This window comes from Micromonospora sp. MGP-C2, from assembly GCF_057766525.1.
Genome location: NZ_JBYMEN010000002.1, coordinates 4,056,405 through 4,074,863 on the forward strand (window position 1 = coordinate 4,056,405; position 18,459 = coordinate 4,074,863).

Below are 18,459 nucleotides of genomic sequence, written 5' to 3' on the forward strand. Positions count from 1 at the left end.
CTCTATGAACATGTCAAACAACCCCGGCACAAAAATCACGGGTGTTCGCTTGTTCAGAGTTGCACAGTGGACGCGTAGCAGCTTAGTAGTCAAGTCCTCGGCCTATTAGTACCGGTCAACTGAACCCGTTACCGGGCTTACATTTCCGGCCTATCAACCCAGTCGTCTAGCTGGGGGCCTTACCCCACCAAGGTGGGTGGGATACCTCATCTTGAAGCAGGCTTCCCGCTTAGATGCTTTCAGCGGTTATCCCTTCCGAACGTAGCTAACCAGCCGTGCCCTTGGCAGGACAACTGGCACACCAGAGGTTCGTCCGTCCCGGTCCTCTCGTACTAGGGACAGCCCTTCTCAAGTATCCTACGCGCACGGCGGATAGGGACCGAACTGTCTCACGACGTTCTAAACCCAGCTCGCGTACCGCTTTAATGGGCGAACAGCCCAACCCTTGGGACCTGCTACAGCCCCAGGATGCGACGAGCCGACATCGAGGTGCCAAACCATCCCGTCGATATGGACTCTTGGGGAAGATCAGCCTGTTATCCCCGGGGTACCTTTTATCCGTTGAGCGACACCGCTTCCACTCGCAAGTGCCGGATCACTAGTCCCGACTTTCGTCCCTGCTCGACCTGTCAGTCTCACAGTCAAGCTCCCTTGTGTACTTGCACTCAACACCTGATTGCCAACCAGGCTGAGGGAACCTTTGGGCGCCTCCGTTACCTTTTAGGAGGCAACCGCCCCAGTTAAACTACCCACCAGACACTGTCCCTGAACCGGATAACGGTCCGAAGTTAGATACCCAAATCAACCAGAGTGGTATTTCAAGATTGCCTCCACCCATACTGGCGTATGGACTTCACCGGCTCCCACCTATCCTACACAAACTAATTCGAGTACCAATGTCAAGCTATAGTAAAGGTCCCGGGGTCTTTCCGTCCTGCCGCGCGTAACGAGCATCTTTACTCGTACTGCAATTTCGCCGGGCCTGTGGTTGAGACAGTGGGGAAGTCGTTACGCCATTCGTGCAGGTCGGAACTTACCCGACAAGGAATTTCGCTACCTTAGGATGGTTATAGTTACCACCGCCGTTTACTGGCGCTTAAGTTCTCCGCTTCGCCCCGAAGAGCTAACAGGTCCCCTTAACGTTCCAGCACCGGGCAGGCGTCAGTCCATATACATCGAATTACTTCTTCGCATGGACCTGTGTTTTTAGTAAACAGTCGCTTCCCCCTGCTCTCTGCGGCCATACAACGCTCCACCCGCGCGGGGCTTCACGTCTCCGGCCCCCCTTCTCCCTAAGTTACGGGGGCAATTTGCCGAGTTCCTTAACCACAGTTCGCCCGATCGCCTCGGTATTCTCTACCTGACCACCTGTGTCGGTTTGGGGTACGGGCCGCTAAGAACTCGCTAGAGGCTTTTCTCGGCAGCATAGGATCACTGACTTCACCTGAATCGGCTCGGCATCACGTCTCAGCCTTAAATGTGTTGCGGATTTGCCTACAACACGGCCTACACGCTTACCCCGGCACAACCACCGGCCGGGCTCAGCTACCTTCCTGCGTCACCCCATCGCTTGACTACTACCCATCAGGTTCCCAGCCTCCCCGACATCCGTCCGAAGACATCAGTCAGTTCAGGTGGTTAGCACAACGAGGTTCATCAGGGACGCTCTTTCGCGGGTACGGGAATATCAACCCGTTGTCCATCGACTACGCCTCTCGGCCTCGCCTTAGGTCCCGACTCACCCAGGGCGGATTAGCCTGGCCCTGGAACCCTTGGTCATCCGGCGGAAGGGTTTCTCACCCTTCTTTCGCTACTCATGCCTGCATTCTCACTCGTGCCGCGTCCACAACTGGGTCACCCCGCTGCTTCACTCGCGGCACGACGCTCCCCTACCCATCCACACACCTGCACAAGGAATCAAGTCCAAGCGAGGTTAAAATGTGAATGCCACAGCTTCGGCGGTGTGCTTGAGCCCCGCTACATTGTCGGCGCGGAACCACTTGACCAGTGAGCTATTACGCACTCTTTAAAGGGTGGCTGCTTCTAAGCCAACCTCCTGGTTGTCTATGCGACCCCACATCCTTTTCCACTTAGCACACGCTTAGGGGCCTTAGCTGGTGATCTGGGCTGTTTCCCTCTCGACTACGAAGCTTATCCCCCGCAGTCTCACTGCCGCGCTCTCACTTACCGGCATTCGGAGTTTGGCTGATTTCGGTAAGCTTGTGGGCCCCCTAGACCATCCAGTGCTCTACCTCCGGCAAGAAACACGCGACGCTGCACCTAAATGCATTTCGGGGAGAACCAGCTATCACGGAGTTTGATTGGCCTTTCACCCCTAACCACAGGTCATCCCCCAATTTTTCAACATTGGTGGGTTCGGCCCTCCACGCGGTCTTACCCGCGCTTCAGCCTGCCCATGGCTAGATCACTCCGCTTCGGGTCTAGGACACGCGACTGAATCGCCCTATTCAGACTCGCTTTCGCTACGGCTCCCCCACACGGGTTAACCTCGCCACATGCCACTAACTCGCAGGCTCATTCTTCAAAAGGCACGCCGTCACCCCGCAAGGCTCCGACGGATTGTAGGCGAACGGTTTCAGGTACTATTTCACTCCCCTCCCGGGGTACTTTTCACCATTCCCTCACGGTACTTGTCCGCTATCGGTCACCAGGAAGTATTTAGGCTTACCAGGTGGTCCTGGCAGATTCACGGCAGATTTCAGGGGTCCGCCGCTACTCGGGAACACCCACAGAAGGTCAGCAACTTTCACCTACCGGACTTTCACCGTCTACGGTCAGCCATTCCAGACTGTTCGACTAGCCACTAACTTTGTAACTTCTCGAACAAGTGTCAGCTTGTTCAGCAGGGTCCCACAACCCCGACCACGCAACCCCTGACAGGTATCACACGCAGCCGGTTTAGCCTCGATCCGCTTTCGCTCGCCACTACTCACGGAATCACTAAATTGTTTTCTCTTCCTACGGGTACTGAGATGTTTCACTTCCCCGCGTTCCCTCCACACACCCTATGTGTTCAGGTGTGGGTGACACCACATGACTGGTGCCAGGTTTCCCCATTCGGACACCCTGGGATCACAGCTTGGTTGACAGCTCCCCCAGGCCTATCGCGGCCTCCCACGTCCTTCATCGGCTCCTGGTGCCAAGGCATTCACCGTTCGCCCTTGACAACTTGACCACAAAGATGCTCGCGTCCACTGTGCAATTCTCAACAAACGACCAACCCACAACCCGATCCGCCCCACACCAAACCCAGCCCCTCAGGACCAGCGGTATGTGGAGCCAGGCCATGCCTGGCAGACTCCCAGCCCCCACACCGGAGGGCTGGCCAAGTCTCTGAAACAACAACCAATGGTTGTTCCTTCAGGACCCAACAGGGTGCTCACATCTCTTCTCAGCCGCACCAGGGACTTCGTTCCCACCACCCGAAAGCAGCTGTACTAGAAGCAACCCGGCCGTTGCCGAGGAAAAACTTGCCAGTGTCTCCGCCATCTGAGCACCCCACCACCACAGTCGGGCAGTGCGGGCTCCTTACCGACTTTCGTCGGAAGGTGCTCCTTAGAAAGGAGGTGATCCAGCCGCACCTTCCGGTACGGCTACCTTGTTACGACTTCGTCCCAATCGCCAGCCCCACCTTCGACGGCTCCCTCCCACAAGGGGTTGGGCCACCGGCTTCGGGTGTTGCCGACTTTCGTGACGTGACGGGCGGTGTGTACAAGGCCCGGGAACGTATTCACCGCAGCGTTGCTGATCTGCGATTACTAGCGACTCCGACTTCACGGGGTCGAGTTGCAGACCCCGATCCGAACTGAGACCGGCTTTTTGGGATTCGCTCCACCTCGCGGTATCGCAGCCCATTGTACCGGCCATTGTAGCATGCGTGAAGCCCTGGACATAAGGGGCATGATGACTTGACGTCATCCCCACCTTCCTCCGAGTTGACCCCGGCAGTCTTCGATGAGTCCCCGCCATAACGCGCTGGCAACATCGAACGAGGGTTGCGCTCGTTGCGGGACTTAACCCAACATCTCACGACACGAGCTGACGACAGCCATGCACCACCTGTGACCGCCCCCGAAGGACCTCACATCTCTGTGAGTTTTGCGGCCATGTCAAACCCAGGTAAGGTTCTTCGCGTTGCATCGAATTAATCCGCATGCTCCGCCGCTTGTGCGGGCCCCCGTCAATTCCTTTGAGTTTTAGCCTTGCGGCCGTACTCCCCAGGCGGGGCGCTTAATGCGTTAGCTGCGGCACAGGAAACCGGAGAGGTCCCCCACACCTAGCGCCCAACGTTTACAGCGTGGACTACCAGGGTATCTAATCCTGTTCGCTCCCCACGCTTTCGCTCCTCAGCGTCAGTATCGGCCCAGAGACCCGCCTTCGCCACCGGTGTTCCTCCTGATATCTGCGCATTTCACCGCTACACCAGGAATTCCAGTCTCCCCTACCGAACTCTAGCCTGCCCGTATCGACCGCAGGCTTGGGGTTGAGCCCCAAGTTTTCACGGTCGACGCGACAAGCCGCCTACGAGCTCTTTACGCCCAATAAATCCGGACAACGCTCGCACCCTACGTCTTACCGCGGCTGCTGGCACGTAGTTGGCCGGTGCTTCTTCTGCAGGTACCGTCACTCTCGCTTCGTCCCTGCTGAAAGAGGTTTACAACCCGAAGGCCGTCATCCCTCACGCGGCGTCGCTGCATCAGGCTTCCGCCCATTGTGCAATATTCCCCACTGCTGCCTCCCGTAGGAGTCTGGGCCGTGTCTCAGTCCCAGTGTGGCCGGTCGCCCTCTCAGGCCGGCTACCCGTCGTCGCCTTGGTAGGCCATCACCCCACCAACAAGCTGATAGGCCGCGAGCCCATCCCAAGCCGAAAAACTTTCCACCCCCAGCCATGCGGCCGGAAGTCCTATTCGGTATTAGCCCCCGTTTCCGAGGGTTATCCCAAAGCTTGGGGCAGGTTGCTCACGTGTTACTCACCCGTTCGCCGCTCGAGTACCCCGAAGGGCCTTTCCGCTCGACTTGCATGTGTTAAGCACGCCGCCAGCGTTCGTCCTGAGCCAGGATCAAACTCTCCAACAAAAAATTAGTTGAACAGCATCCTGACAACAAACAAATGTTGCCAAAGGAATCCCAACCAGCCAGCAAAAACTGACCAGTCCGGGGTATAAATCATAATTGGCACTGGCTTTACAAGCACCCTGTTGAGTTCTCAAAGAACAACCACACACCGACCAGAAGCCCCACCTCAGTGGAACCCCAACCGGGGCTTTTCGTTCTGTGTCCCCGCCGCTCTCGCGCCGGGCACTTTTACTACGTTACCTCACCGTCTTCGCCGTGTCAAACCGTGTGTCCCGGTCTGTCATGCTTCGTACGGGTTGGCACCGGCGCACTCACGCAGCAGCGGACCGCTGCGTCAGGTCGTCGGATTTGGCAGAACCGGCCGCTGCGGTTTCCCGCAGTCTCGCCCGGTGCCCTGCCGGTCGTGAACCTTACCCGGTCGGCTTCGCCGCACCAAATCCGCCTCGCGGCCGATCCGGCAAGCCCCGCCCGGACCGTGTCCCGCAGGAGCGAACCCCTGCTTGACCCGGTTGCCAGCTCGTTCCGGGCCCTCAGGACTTTCGTCCCGTTTGCCCCGTTCGCGCTGACAGAGAGAAAGTTACGCGTCCGCGGGTTTGATCGTCAAATCCGCGGGCAGCGGCGCGCGTCACATTCGCGTCGTCGACCGATCGCCGAGCTCGGACTGACGCCCGATCGGTTCTGCGACAGCCGCTGCCACCGGGAGGCGGGGAGGTCAGGCCGATTGCCGCCGACGAGCGGCGAACCAGGCGCGGATGCCGAGGACACCGACCGTCGTGCCAATGGCGAGAGAGGCCGCGATCAGCAGCGCGTGCACCCACAGGAAGCTGGTGGTGGCGCCGTCGGCGACAGTGCCGGACGCCCAGGACCGCGGGTCCTGCCAGATGGCGATCGCGAACCTCGGCCAGATCACCCAGGTCCAGATCCCGACCCCGATCAGGAAGACAGCCCAACCTCGCGACAGCACCATGGCAGCCGAGTATGCCAGCGCACCTGCTCACCTGGCCTATCAGCAGAGACATGCCCGCACTGGGAGGCGGCCCGGTCTGTTTCCGACGGCAGCGCGATGGGCACTTCGAAACAGGACAGCTGAGGACCGTCCCCCCGGAGGTGCCCCATGCAACCCTCGATCTTCAATCCCTGGGCCTGGCGTGACCCGTCCGCCCTGGCCGGCGGATACACGCAGACCACCCCCTCGGTCACCCCGCCCGAAGACCAGGACGGCGGGCACGACGGCCCGGACGCTCCCGGCCCCGGCACGCCGGTGGACCTGGTGGGCTACCAGGTCCAGGCGAGTGACGGGCGGATCGGCACCATCGACGAGGCGAGCAACGAGGCGGATGCCGGCTACCTGGTGGTGGACACCGGGCCCTGGATCTTCGGCCAGAAGGTGCTGCTGCCCGCCGGCACTGTCGAGCGGGTGGATCATCTGGAACGCGTCGTGCACGTCGACCGGACCAAGGAACAGATCAAGGACGCACCGCCGTTCGATGCGGATCCGGCCGACCCGGAGTACCGGGAGCGCGTCGGGAGCTACTACGCCGGCGGTCACCTTCCCCCGCACGGGGCTGTCCCGCGGGTAATGTGAGGCCGTGGTCCGGATGGGCAGCTGCGCGTCGGAGGCGGTCGACAAGGTCGACGGCCTCCCGCTCGGTGCGGTGCCCAGGATCCCGACCAGCTCCGGCGACGGCCGTGAGCAACTTCTGAACGTCCTCCGTGCCGGTGGTCTGCGATACCGCGCCGGCGCGCGATGGCGGACGGCTCGCTGAGCCGATCCCGCTGACCGAGGGGGCCTGAACATCGGCCCCACTCGGCGCGCGCCCACGCGTCACCCAACCTCGGATACGAGAGGCACACCACCATGTCCGTCGCACGAATGCTCACCGGCGACCGGCCCACCGGCCGCCTTCATCTCGGTCACTACGTCGGCAGCATCGCCAACCGGGTGCGGCTGCACCGACGCTACGAGAGCTTCTTCATCATCGCCGACCTGCACATGCTCACCACGCGCAACCGCCGCGAGGACATCGACCAGGTCTCCGGCAACGCCCGGGAGATGGTCACCGACATCCTGGCCGCCGGCGTCGACCCGGAGAGCGCCACGTTCTACCTCCAGTCGGCCATCCCGGAGGTCGGCGACCTCAACACCCTCCTACAGAACCTGGTGACCGTCCCCCGGCTGGAACGGGTGCCGTCGCTCAAGGACATGGCCCGCGACGCTGGCAAGGAGGAGATGCCGTACGGGCTGCTGGGTTATCCGGTGCTCCAGGCCGCGGACATCCTCTGCGTGAAGGGCGAGGTTGTCCCGGTCGGTCGGGACAACGCCGCGCACGTCGAGGTGACCCGGGAGATCGCGCGCCGGTTCAACCATCTCTACGGGCCGGTCTTCCCGGTGCCCGAGCTGATCCCGGCGGACACACCGAGCCTGGTGGGCACCGACGGCGCGGCCAAGATGAGCAAGAGCCGGGGCAACTCGATCGCGCTCTCCGACGATGCCGCCACCGTGCGTCGGAAGGTGCTCGGCATGTACACCGATCCCAACCGGGTACGGGCCGACGTGCCGGGCACGGTGGAGGGCAACCCGGTGTTCGCGTACCACGAGGTCTTCAATCCGGACCGCGACGAGGTGGCCGACCTGGCCCGGCGTTACCGGGCCGGGCAGGTGGGTGATGTGGAGGTCAAGGAACGGCTCGTGGCCGCGCTCGAAGGGTTCCTGGCGCCGATCCGGCAGCGCCGGGCCGAGATCGAAGCCGACCGGGGGTTGGTCGACCGGCTGATCGTCGAGGGCACCGAGCGGACCCGCCTGGAGGTACGCCAGACCTTGATCGAGGTACGCCGGGCGATGGGGCTGACCGGCGCGTACCAGCAGGTGCGGCGGCGGGCCGAGCGGAGCCGGCGGCGGACCGACGCCTCGGCCTGAGGCCGGCGCCCGGCGGGAAGAGCGGATGAACCCTCGACCGACCTGGGCAGAATGCCAGGATGAGGGGGATTTTCGACGAGCGTCCGGTGCGGGCTGCGGAGACGCACCGGACCACGATGTTCGAGATCTTCTTCGACCTGGTCTTCGTCTTCGCGCTCACCCGGGTCATCACGTTCATGGCCGGATCGCCGACCGCGCTGACCCTGGCTCAGGGGCTGCTCCTCCTCCTGCTGCTGCTCTACTCCTGGGGGCCGTACACCTGGGTGGGAAACCTGGTCCGCGCGGACGTCGGCCTGGTCCGCGCGGCGACCCTGGTCGCGATGGCGGCGATCTTCGTGGTCGCGCTGGTGCTGCCGGACGCGTGGAAACAGGGTCCGGGGTTGCTGGACGCCCCGCTCGCCCTCGCCCTGGCCTACGTGGTCGGCCGGGCGGTGCAGCTTGTGGTCCTGTTCTGGGTGAGCGCGACGAACCCGCCACTGCGCTCGACGCTGCGCTTCTTCACCGTGCCGGTGGTGCTGGCGTGGCTCCCGCTGGTCGGCGGCGCGCTGCTCGGCGGCGCGGCTCAGACGGCGCTCTGGACGGTCGCGCTGCTGGTGGACATCGGCGGCGCCCGGATCGCCTCCGCCTTCCGGCCGTGGCAACTGCGCAGCGTGGACCACTTCACCGAGCGGTTCGGCCTGGTGCTCATCATCGCGTTGGGCGAGTCGTTGATCTCCGCCGGTGCGGGGCCACGGACGATGGCACCCGTCGGTGCGGCGGTGGTGGCCGCGCTGCTCGGCCTCACCAGCACTGTCTGCCTGTGGTGGCTCTACTTCGACCGGCTGGCGCCCGCCGCGAGGAAGGCCGTCAGCGATGTGCCGGATGAGCGACGGGCCGGCGTGGCCGGCGACGCGTACGGCATCGGGCACTCCCCGCTGATCATCGGTGCGATCTACGTGGCGCTCGGCATCGAGGAGGTGATCAGCCAGCTCAGCGAGGAGTCGGGTCACTCCAACCCGCTGGGCTGGGAAGCGGCCACCGCGCTCTACGGCGGCGCAGCCGTCTACCTGATCAGCAGGCTCGTGTTCCGCCGGCTGACCGTGCGCGTCGTCCACCCGACGCAGGTCGTCGCCGCGCTGCTGCCTCTGGCCCTGCTGCCGATCGGCCGGTCCCTGCCCCCGCTGGCGGCGCTCGCCCTGCTGACCGTCTTCCTGATCGGGGTCACCTGGTTCGAGCGGCGGGTCGATCAACACGACTGGGCACAAGCAGCGCCACGCGTGAACTCCGGCCCGCAAAAAACCTGACGTGCCGTGTCGACATCCCCGTGGGTCGTTCGTCGTCATGCTGTACGGCGACACGCCGCACCGAGAGGAGCCGAAACGTGAAGTACATGCTGCTGTTCATGAGCCCCATGGTCGACGGTGAGGTTGTCGACAACGGGTGCAGTTTCGAGGACTGGATCCGCTACGACCGGGAGATGAAGGACGCCGGGGTCTGGGTCTCCGGGCACCCCTTGCAGGACCTGACCACCTGCACGACAGTGCAGGTGGGCCCGGACGGCGAGCGCACGATCACCGACGGGCCGTTCGCCGAGACCCGCGAGCTGCTCGGCGGGTACGACGTCATCGACGTGCCGGACCTCGACGCCGCGCTGGACTGGGCGGCCCGCAGTCCCGGGGCCATCGGCACCGGGTCGGTCCAGGTCCGTCCGATCTTCGAGATCGACATGCAGGCCTGACCGTGCCGGACGAGAGGGCAGCAGTCGGGTCGTCGGTGGAGGCGGTGTTCCGGGAGGAACGCGGCCGACTGCTCGCCTCGCTCGTGCGCCGCTTCGGTGACCTCGGCCTGGCCGAGGAGGTCGCCTCCGAGGCCATCGAGGCGGCGCTGGTGCACTGGCCGACCGACGGCGTCCCGAGCCGGCCGGGTGCCTGGCTGCTCACCACGGCGCGGCGTCGCGCCGTGGACCGGCTGCGTCGCGACCGGGTGCTGGCGACGCGGCTCGCCGTCCTCCGGGCGGAGGCCGAGCGGGCCGACCCCGCCCCACCCGCCGACGCGGACCGCGATCTGCCCGACGACCGGCTGGCGCTCTTCTTCACCTGCGCGCACCCGGCCCTGGCCGCGCAGGACCGGGGAGCACTCACCCTGCGGTTCCTCGCCGGCCTCACCACGGCCGAGGTCGCGCGGGCCTTCCTCGTGCCACCGGCGACCATGGCCCAACGGCTGGTCCGGGCCAAGCGCAAGATCCGGGACGCCCGCATCCCGTTCCGGGTGCCCGGCGACGACGAGCTGCCCGGTCGACTGCCCACGGTGCTCCAGGCCGTCTACTCGGTCTTCACCGAGGGATACGCCGCCAGCTCCGGCCCGGATCTGCAACGGATCGACCTGGCCGAGGAGGCCATCCGGTTGGGCCGGATCCTGCGTCGGCTGCTGCCCGCCGAGCAGGAGGTCGCCGGGCTGCTCGGCCTGATGCTGCTCGTCCATGCCCGACGTGACGCGCGTACCGGGCCGGATGGCGCCATGGTCCTCCTCGACGACCAGGATCGCGGACGCTGGGATCGCCCCATGATCGAGGAGGGGCGGGAGCTGGTGGTGGTCGCGCTGACCGGCCCGGCGCCCGGCCCGTACGGCGTGCAGGCCGCCATCGCCGCGCTGCACGACGAGGCCGCCGACGTGGCCAGCACCGACTGGCCGCAGGTGGTGGCCCTCTACGACGTCCTGCTCAGCCTGGTGCCCTCACCGGTCGTCGCGCTGAACCGGGCCGCCGCGGTGGCGATGCGGGACGGGCCGGAGGCGGGGCTCGCCCTGCTCGACGAGTTGGCCGACGAGCCGCGGCTGCGTGGCCACCATCCCTATCCGGCGGCGCGGGCCGACCTGCTGCGCCGCCTCGGCAGGTACGACGAGGCCGCGGCGGCGTACCGCAGCGCGTTGGAGCTGGTCGCCACGGAACCGGAGCGGGTGTTCCTGCTCCGCCAGTTGGAAGCCGTCACGAGCCCGTGAGCGGAGCTCGATGGCCGGCGCGCGCTGTACCCTTCCCCGGTGACTCTGCCTCTGCCTCCCGGTGAGTTCGCCGCGTACCTGTTCGACTGCGACGGCACGATCGTCGACTCGATGCCGCTGCACTACGTGGCCTGGCAGCGGGCTCTGGGCGAGTGGGGCTGCGAGTTCCCGGAGGACCTCTTCTACGCCTGGGGCGGCCGGCCGACGGCCGACATCATCGTCGCCCTCAACGAGCAGCAGGGTCTGAGCATGCCGGTGGCGACGGTCGTCGAGCGCCGGGAGAGCTACTACGAGGAGCTGCTGCCGCAGCTCGCGGCCGTGCCAGAGGTGCTGGCGCACATCCACGACGCGCACCGGCGGGTCCCGTTCGCCGTCGTCTCCGGCAGCACCCGCGCCTCGGTCACCGCCTCCCTCGACGCGCTCGGTCTGCTGGACCGGTTCGACGTGCTGGTCTGCGCCGACGACTACACGCGGGCCAAGCCCGACCCGCAGGCATTCCTGCTGGCGGCGGAACACCTCGGCGTAGCGCCCGAGTCGTGCCTGGTCTTCGAGGACACCGACCTGGGCATCCAGGCCGCGACCGCAGCCGGCATGGCATCGGTACGCGTGCCGCAACAGCGCACGTCCTGAGGTCTCAGGCCACCGTCAGCAGGAGCTTGCCGGCATAGGAGGTCTCCAGGCGCTGGTGCGCGTCCCGCACCTTGCCCAGCGGGAACTTCTCCGCGACGTGCACAACGAAAGGCCCGGCCTCGATGAGTTCGTTGAGGCGCTGCAACTGTCGAGGGCTCGATTCGCCGTCGTAGGCCCGCACCGTGACGCCCGGCCGTTCCTGCGGCTCCGGCCGCACCCCGTGGGCGAACGCGACGACCCCGCCGTCGGCCAGCGCCTCGGTGAGCCGGTCGAGGGTCGCACCGCCGGCCATCGCCAGGATGGCCTTCACCCCGTCCGGCGCCGCGTCCCGGATCCGGGCCAGCACGTCGGTCATGTCGCCGTGGCCGTCGAGGGAAACGTCGGCGCCGAGCCGGGTCACCAGGGCGACGCCGTCCGCACCGGATGCCACGGCGATCACGTTCAGTCCCTGCCGTTTGGCCAGCTGCACGGCCAGGTGTCCCTGACCGCCGCTCGCGCCGAAGATCAGCAACCAGTCGCCGGTCGACAGGCTGACGGTGTCGAGTCCGGCCAGCGCGGTCAGCGCGTCGGTGGGCATAGCGCCGGCGTGCTCCGCCGGTACGCCATCGGGCACCCTGGCCGCGTACTCCGCCTTGACTGCCGCGTACTCGGCGTAGAAGCCACCCTTCGGCCGGGTGGTGGCGGAGACGTAGACCAGGTCGCCGACAGCGACGTTGGACACCTTGCTGCCGGCCGAGATGACGGTGCCGGCACCGTCGGAGCCGGGCACGATCGGAAGGGCAGAGCCCTCCGGTACGAGCACGCCCTGCCGCTCGTACACGTCCCACACCCCCACGCCGGCGCTCCAGACCTTGATCAGCACCTCGTCGTCGGCGATCTCGGGGATCGGCAACTTGCGGAGGGTGATCACCTCCGGCCCACCGAAATCGTCCAGGGCCGCGGCCTGCATCCGCTCTGGCACATCCCCGTCAACCATGTGGATTCCCCTCCCGTGCCAGCGTCACCGTCGCAGCATGCCGGCTCGGGGACAGACGTGACCCCGGTGCCGGGTGCCGTTCACCCACAAGGGCGACCGTCCGCTCGCGGCGTGTCCCGGCGGGCGTAGTCGGGACGGGCACGGGAATGGCTGCGTGCCCGGAGTCAGTCGGCGCCGGGCCAGGGCTGGTGGCAGGACGACGGGAGGCAGCACCGTGCGCGCACCGTCGACGCGGGCAACGGCCTGGCTCCTGAGGCTCGCTGACCGAGCTGGTCCGACGTCGCATCGTCGACCCGCACCGGTTCGCCGACGTGGGTGGCGTCGGCCGATTGGCCGGGCTGGTGCTCGGCGCCGCGCTCGGCACGGTGCTGCTGCGCGCCGCCCCGACCTGGGCACCGGCGCTGGCAGCGGCGCTGGTGGTCGCGGTGATCGCGGTCGCCTTCGGTCTGACCCGCCGCGCGAGCGCCGCCGGCGACCACCGCCAGCGGCGCTGACGGCAGCTGGGATCAGGGCGTCTGCGGCTCCTGGCCGCGCAGCGCCTGCGCGACGGCGTCGCGCACCCGGGCGTCCTCGCGCACCTTGCGCTGCGTCCGGTTGCGGCGCCGATACAGGTACGCCCCGACGAGCGCGGCGACCAGGACGACGAGCGCCAGCACCAACGTCCACGGCAGGGCCCAGCCGTGCGCGGTGACCGTGACCGGCTTGAGCGAGGTGGTGGAGCCCGACGCGTCGGTGAGCAGCGGCGTGAGGGTCGCGGTCGCGGCCAGCGAGATGGCAGGGGCGACGCCGTGCACGGGCACCGTCACGTTCCAGCTCTCACCCGGAAGCAGCTCCGGCGGCGCGGCGATGTCCCTGGCCCGTACCCCCAGCAACCCGAACGGGCCCGAGACCGACACCGCCTGCTGCCCGGACAGTGCGGCGTTGCCGACGTTGTGCACCTTGTAGGTGATGGTGGCGTCGCCCTTGCCGAACGGGTTGGCCGAGCCGGCGTACGTCACGTGCAGGTCCTCGATCGCGAGGTTCGGCTTCAGCTCACCGCCGACCCGCAACTTGATCCGGATGCCGAGGCGCCGGTCGACGTTGATGCCCTCGGCCTGGTCGGCCTGCGTCAGCGCGGTGAGGATGCCGCCGACGTAGTCACCGGGCGTGGCGTTGTCCGGAACGCCGATCGTGAAGGGGACCTGCGCGGTCTTCCCGGGCTGGATCACGACACTCTCGGCTTTCGCCTTCACCCAGGCGCCGACCGCGATGGACTTCTTGTCCTTGGTGAGCAGGTCGAGCTGGCCCGCGTCGGTCGTGAATCCGTCGGCTGCGTACACGGACAGGATCAGCGGCGACGGGCCACGGTTGGCCACGACCATGGCGTCCTCGACGGCGCCACCGGGATTGACGTTGTAGCTGTAGCTGGACCGGGCTTCGCCGTAGCCGTTGGAGGCCGTCCGGACCGTCCAGGCGACGTTGCCGTCCGCCGCCGAGGCGGGGCCGGCACCGACACCGACGGCCGCGACGGCGGCGAGCAGGGAGAGCGCGGTGGTACGAAGGACTGTCTTCCAGCGCGTTACGGACGGATACATGTCGGTTCCTTGAGGTGATCTTGGGAGGGTGGCACATGGGTGGCGGGGCAGGCCCCGAAGGTGCCTACCCCGCCGAGTGGAACGTCCGGTCAGCTGCTCAGGGCAGTGATCGTGAGGGTGGTGCGGTAGCTGCCCTTCGCGATGCTGTCCGGGATCTTCAGGTCCAGGTCAGCGCCGAGCTTGGCGCCGCCCCGGGGGTGACCCTGCGCGGCCGCGCCGAGCCCGCTGGAGACCGAGAGGCCCTTGCCCTGGTCGTCGTAGGACGACAGGATCGGCGCCCCGGCCTCGGCGCCCGCGCCGCCGTCGAGCACGTACGGGGTCCAGCCCAGGTAGGAGCCGGAGAACTTCTTCTCGGCGTCCTGGAAGTCGCCGACGTTGGCCGAGATCGACCACGGGGCGAGCGAGCGGCGGCTGTCCGACACGAGGATCGGGTTGATCTTGCCGGTCGCCTCGAAGAAGGTGCCGTCGCGCTCCTGCGCGGTACCCAGGTCGACCAGACCGTTGTAGCCGTCGATCGTCCAGCCGAACTCGCCCGGAGCCGGGTTCGGCACGTTGACCTGGATGGCCTGGCCGTCACCGTGGAACGGGTGCACTGTCACGTTGTCGACGATCGAGCCGACCGGCTGGCCGTCCGGGGTGTTGACGCAGGAGAGGCCCTTCTCCACCGCCGCGTTCGGTGCCGCGCAGGTGCCGCTGCGGACGTTCGCGAGGACCAGCTTGTCGCCACGGACCTGCACCTTGACGTAGCTGCGGACGTGCTCCTGGTTCTGCACGGAGTTGTACCAGTACTTGTTCGGGTCCAGCGGGTCCGGGCCGTTGCCGCGGATGCCGGTGCCGGTGTTGTCCGGCTTCTTGATGTCGTAGTACTTCGAGCCGGAGGCCGAGTTGGCCGTCACGTAGATGACGCCACCCGGGCCGGGGAACACGTCGGCGGAACCCGGCTTCTCGGCCGGGTTCTCCTTCTGGCCGTTCTTGATGGAGTAGCTGCGGGTGTAGCTGTGGTCGTGGCCCTGGAGCACCATGTCGACGCCGAGGTTGGAGAACGCGGTGGTGAAGTCCTCCCGCCGCTGCTTGTTGTCGGTGTCGGTCGCGTGGCTGGCCGGCGAGTAGATGGAGTGGTGGTAGACCAGCACCTTCCACTTGGCCTCGGAGCCGTGCTTGTTGATGACGTCGGTGACGTACGCGACGTGCGCCGCGTCGCCGCCGGCGGAGCCGTCCGCCGGGTTGACGTAGCTGTTGCTGTTCAGGTCGATGAACAGCACGTCCTTGTGGATGAACCAGTAGTCGCCGCCGGACCGCGTCGCCTGGTCCCCGTTGTAGTACGCAGACGAGCGGTCGGTGTTCGGGGTGAAGTGGTGCTGCTCGTACGACTTGCCACCGACGTCGTGGTTGCCGATGGTGGCCACGAGGGGGACCTGGCGCAGCTGGTCGGGGGCCAGGAACGAGGTCCACTGCCCCTCGTCGTTGGCGCTCTCGACGTGGTCTCCGGCGGACACCAGCAGCTCGGCGTTCGGGTTGGCCGCGGTGGCCACCTTCAGGGTGTCCTCCCAGCCGGCCTGGTCCTTCAGCCGGTCGCCGGAGGAGCCGATCTGAGGGTCGCCGAAGAACAGGAAGTCGTAGTCGCCCTCGAAGTCCTGCGTCTTGAAGGCGTACGTCGGGGACCAGCTGCCCTCGGCGCCGACCCGGTACGAGTAGGCCGTCTTCTCCCGCAGGTTGCTGATCGTGGCGTGCCGGTTGAAGCCGGTGGTGGAGGTGTTCGCCGCACCGACGGCGTCGAAGCTGACGGCGCCGGCCGGGAACTCACCGTTGACGATCTCGGCGGTCGGGGCGAGCTGGATCTTCTGCGCGGTGTCGGCCGAGGAATACCAGCTCACGATGCGCTGGGTCTCGTTGGCGCCGACGCCGAGGACCACGCTGCTGATCGTGGTGGACTCGGCCGCACTCGCGGTGGCCAGCAGGCCACTGCCGAGGGCCGCGCCCATTCCCAGGAAGCCGGCTGCGACCCCGGCCACCAGACGCCGCCGCACGAGCCAGGAGGCCCGTGTCGAGGTCTTCAATGTCATCGACATTGTTCCCTTTTCAAATAGAGAAATGGATTGTGCCTTCACCCGACGCTGGGGAAGCAGATCCACGCTTTCGCCGCCTGATGAACCAACCATGAACGTGATCTTGCGAAAGACTGCACTTCACGAACTACTTAGCCCTACTCATGATCCAGAAATGCGCTGGACAAACCAGATCAATCCCATAATGGACACGCCCGCAGAAACAACCCCGGTCGCCCAGAGGCCGGCTTTCGGCGCACGGCGGCGCAGCACGAACAGCAGCGGGAAAACGACAGCGATAATCGTCAACTGAACGACCTCGATGCCGACGTTGAACACCAGCAGCGACCACAGCAGGGTCCAGGACCACGCCTCGTCGATGCCCAATGCGCCGGCGAAGCCCAGACCGTGCACCAGGCCGAAGCAGAACACCACCCCGAGGCGGATCCAGCCCGCCCGGTCGAGGCTGAAGTGACCGGCCCCGGCCGTCTCCAGGTCGGCCGCGTGCGCACCGCGCCGCCAGATCCCCCACAGGTGCCAGCCGGCGACGACGGCGATCGACAACGCGATGACCGGCTCCACGATCGCCGCCGGCACCTCGACCAGGCCGAGGGCGGCGAGCATGAACGTCACCGAGTGCGCCAGGGTGAAGCTGGTGGCGGCGAGCACGATCTCGCGAAGGCGCCGCGATCCCGCGATCAACGCCAGCAGGAACAGGATGTGGTCGATCCCGGAGAGCAGATGCTCGGCGCCCAGCAGGAAGAACTCGCCGAACCGCTGGTACCAGGCCTGCCCGGTGGAGAAGGTCGGGTGGTCGGCGTCGAGCGCCGCACTGCCCGACCGGCCGTCGATCTCGTACGTGACGATCGTCTTGGTGTCCTTGACGTAGCCCTCGCCATCGGGGAAGAGACCGCTGCGCACCTCGTGCTCGTCGCCCCGCTCAGGGCAGGTCCAGTCCAGCAGCAGATCCGCGTACGGCACGCCCTCGCGCTCGCCGATCGACGCGTCGCCCACCTCTGTCGGTCGGCAGGCCGTACTCCCCGACGTGACCGAGAAGCGGTCGGCGACGTACGCGAGGACCGTCGAGGCATGGCTCTTCAGGGCCGTCGCCTGGGCGGTGGCGTCACCCGCCTCGAACGCGGCCGTTCCCGCCTGGAAGAGCGGATCGGCGTCAGCGGAATCGGCGGCGGACACCACGAGAAGGTCGTATTCGAGCTCCAACGCCGTGCGGACGTGACCCTCGTCTCCCGCAGAGATTTTCGCGTACACGGTCGACGAAAAGCCGTGCGCGGACGCGGTTCCGGCGCCCAGAAAAGGAATCACCGCTGCGGCGATCCCGACAGCGGCGACGATTACGGTACGGCGGACGCGCCCTGACATGCGACTCCCTCGGTTGGCCAGTGCACGTTGCACGGCGCGGGTGAACACCAGCCCGCGCGCCGACGAACCGCCGGAAAACAAAGACCCCGAGCGCCCATCCACGGATAGTTGGCGACCAGAATTGAGATAGGAATACGAAGACGTACGCGCACTTTCCGCCACCACTCGAAAGGACGATCGCCTTGCGCCCCCCGCTCCGGGCCGTTGCCATGCTGGCCGCGACCGTCGCCCTGATCACCGGCTGCGACTCCGGCGACGACTGGTCACACCCACACCCTGAGCCCGCCGCCATCGGCACTCTCGGCCCAGGATTCGTCGCCCCGTCCACCACACCCGCTCCGGAGGCGACGATCACGCCGCAGCCGGGCTCCTGGGACGGCGTCCACCCGCCGAAGGACTACCGGGTGGTGTTGCTGACCTCCGGGGACGACGACCCGACCAAGGTGCTCGTGACAGCCGTCAAGGAGTGGGCCGACGACGAGCACGTCGACCTCCGGACGATCGTCGTCGGCACTGCGCACGACGCCGTCTCCAGCATCGCCAAGGCCATGGAGATGGGCCCGGACCTCATCGTCGGCGCCGGCAACGACCTCATCGACCCCCTCGCGCTGGTCACCCCGAGCCACCTGGACGAGAAGTTCCTGGTGGTGGGCGCGGAACTGGCCGAGCCCACCCACAACGTCACAGCGGTCGACTGGGACGGCGCGTCGTTCCGCGGGGAAGGGCTGGGCGCGTCCTCGACGTACGACCCGAAGTCGTTCACGGCCGAGCGCTGCGCGGCGGCCATCCGGGCCGGCGTGGCCGCGGTCCTCAACGACCTGACCGGGATCGTCGTCTGGCTCTGATCCCGTCGGTCAGGTCTGC

13 protein-coding genes and 2 rRNA genes are annotated in these 18,459 nt (G+C 66.4%); 8 read left to right on the forward strand and 7 right to left on the reverse strand.

Annotated features, from left to right (window positions below):
* Positions 1 to 85 precede the first annotated feature (85 nt).
* From AC3CF1_RS18525 to AC3CF1_RS18535, 3 genes are all read right to left on the reverse strand, one after another.
* Positions 86 to 3,196, reverse strand: a 23S ribosomal RNA gene (locus AC3CF1_RS18525).
* A gap of 384 nt (positions 3,197 to 3,580) precedes the next feature.
* Positions 3,581 to 5,097, reverse strand: a 16S ribosomal RNA gene (locus AC3CF1_RS18530).
* Together the 16S and 23S rRNA genes form the textbook arrangement of a ribosomal RNA operon.
* 712 nt (positions 5,098 to 5,809) lie before the next feature.
* Positions 5,810 to 6,064 (reverse strand): SCO4848 family membrane protein, encoded by a 255-nt coding sequence (locus AC3CF1_RS18535; RefSeq protein WP_488450919.1) that lies wholly within the window; start codon positions 6,062 to 6,064, stop codon positions 5,810 to 5,812.
* 147 nt (positions 6,065 to 6,211) lie between these two features.
* Between AC3CF1_RS18535 and AC3CF1_RS18540 the strand changes: the two genes are divergently transcribed.
* The 6 genes from AC3CF1_RS18540 to AC3CF1_RS18565 all read left to right on the forward strand — a co-directional run bounded on the left by AC3CF1_RS18540 (position 6,212) and on the right by AC3CF1_RS18565 (position 11,620).
* Positions 6,212 to 6,682: a PRC-barrel domain-containing protein gene (locus AC3CF1_RS18540; protein ID WP_354983337.1), complete on the forward strand. Its 471-nt coding sequence runs from the start codon at positions 6,212 to 6,214 to the stop codon at positions 6,680 to 6,682.
* A 273-nt stretch (positions 6,683 to 6,955) separates the two neighbouring features.
* Entirely contained in the window at positions 6,956 to 8,014 is a 1,059-nt protein-coding gene (gene trpS / locus AC3CF1_RS18545; protein WP_141911733.1) for a tryptophan--tRNA ligase, read from the forward strand.
* Between the two features lie 59 nt (positions 8,015 to 8,073).
* Complete coding sequence (locus AC3CF1_RS18550; RefSeq protein ID WP_354983336.1) at positions 8,074 to 9,297, forward strand: low temperature requirement protein A; 1,224 nt, start codon at positions 8,074 to 8,076, stop codon at positions 9,295 to 9,297.
* 86 nt (positions 9,298 to 9,383) lie between these two features.
* A complete protein-coding gene (locus AC3CF1_RS18555) occupies positions 9,384 to 9,731 on the forward strand; it encodes a YciI family protein (RefSeq protein ID WP_179783609.1) in 348 nt (115 codons plus the stop codon).
* Positions 9,732 to 9,733: 2 nt separating this feature from the next.
* Complete coding sequence (locus AC3CF1_RS18560) at positions 9,734 to 10,990, forward strand: RNA polymerase sigma factor (RefSeq protein WP_488450920.1); 1,257 nt, start codon at positions 9,734 to 9,736, stop codon at positions 10,988 to 10,990.
* A 39-nt stretch (positions 10,991 to 11,029) separates the two neighbouring features.
* Positions 11,030 to 11,620 carry an HAD family hydrolase gene (locus tag AC3CF1_RS18565; RefSeq protein WP_488450921.1) on the forward strand — a complete coding sequence of 197 codons (591 nt, stop codon included), beginning with the start codon at positions 11,030 to 11,032 and terminating at the stop codon, positions 11,618 to 11,620.
* 4 nt (positions 11,621 to 11,624) lie between these two features.
* Here AC3CF1_RS18565 and AC3CF1_RS18570 read toward each other — a convergent pair whose 3' ends face one another.
* Positions 11,625 to 12,596: a quinone oxidoreductase family protein gene (locus tag AC3CF1_RS18570; RefSeq protein WP_210923515.1), complete on the reverse strand. Its 972-nt coding sequence runs from the start codon at positions 12,594 to 12,596 to the stop codon at positions 11,625 to 11,627.
* 311 nt (positions 12,597 to 12,907) lie between these two features.
* Between AC3CF1_RS18570 and AC3CF1_RS18575 the strand changes: the two genes are divergently transcribed.
* On the forward strand, positions 12,908 to 13,090 hold the full coding sequence (locus AC3CF1_RS18575) for a hypothetical protein (RefSeq protein ID WP_435794479.1): 183 nt from the start codon (positions 12,908 to 12,910) through the stop codon (positions 13,088 to 13,090).
* A gap of 12 nt (positions 13,091 to 13,102) precedes the next feature.
* Here the strand turns inward: AC3CF1_RS18575 and AC3CF1_RS18580 are convergent, their stop codons facing one another.
* The 3 genes from AC3CF1_RS18580 to AC3CF1_RS18590 all read right to left on the reverse strand — a co-directional run bounded on the left by AC3CF1_RS18580 (position 13,103) and on the right by AC3CF1_RS18590 (position 17,697).
* Positions 13,103 to 14,170: a WxL protein peptidoglycan domain-containing protein gene (locus AC3CF1_RS18580; RefSeq protein WP_488450922.1), complete on the reverse strand. Its 1,068-nt coding sequence runs from the start codon at positions 14,168 to 14,170 to the stop codon at positions 13,103 to 13,105.
* Between the two features lie 89 nt (positions 14,171 to 14,259).
* On the reverse strand, positions 14,260 to 16,233 hold the full coding sequence (locus AC3CF1_RS18585) for a purple acid phosphatase family protein (protein WP_354983332.1): 1,974 nt from the start codon (positions 16,231 to 16,233) through the stop codon (positions 14,260 to 14,262).
* Between the two features lie 144 nt (positions 16,234 to 16,377).
* A complete protein-coding gene (locus AC3CF1_RS18590; protein ID WP_488450923.1) occupies positions 16,378 to 17,697 on the reverse strand; it encodes a HupE/UreJ family protein in 1,320 nt (439 codons plus the stop codon).
* Positions 17,698 to 17,777: 80 nt separating this feature from the next.
* Between AC3CF1_RS18590 and AC3CF1_RS18595 the strand changes: the two genes are divergently transcribed.
* Entirely contained in the window at positions 17,778 to 18,440 is a 663-nt protein-coding gene (locus AC3CF1_RS18595) for a type 1 periplasmic-binding domain-containing protein (RefSeq protein ID WP_488450924.1), read from the forward strand.
* The last annotated feature ends 19 nt before the right edge of the window (positions 18,441 to 18,459 follow it).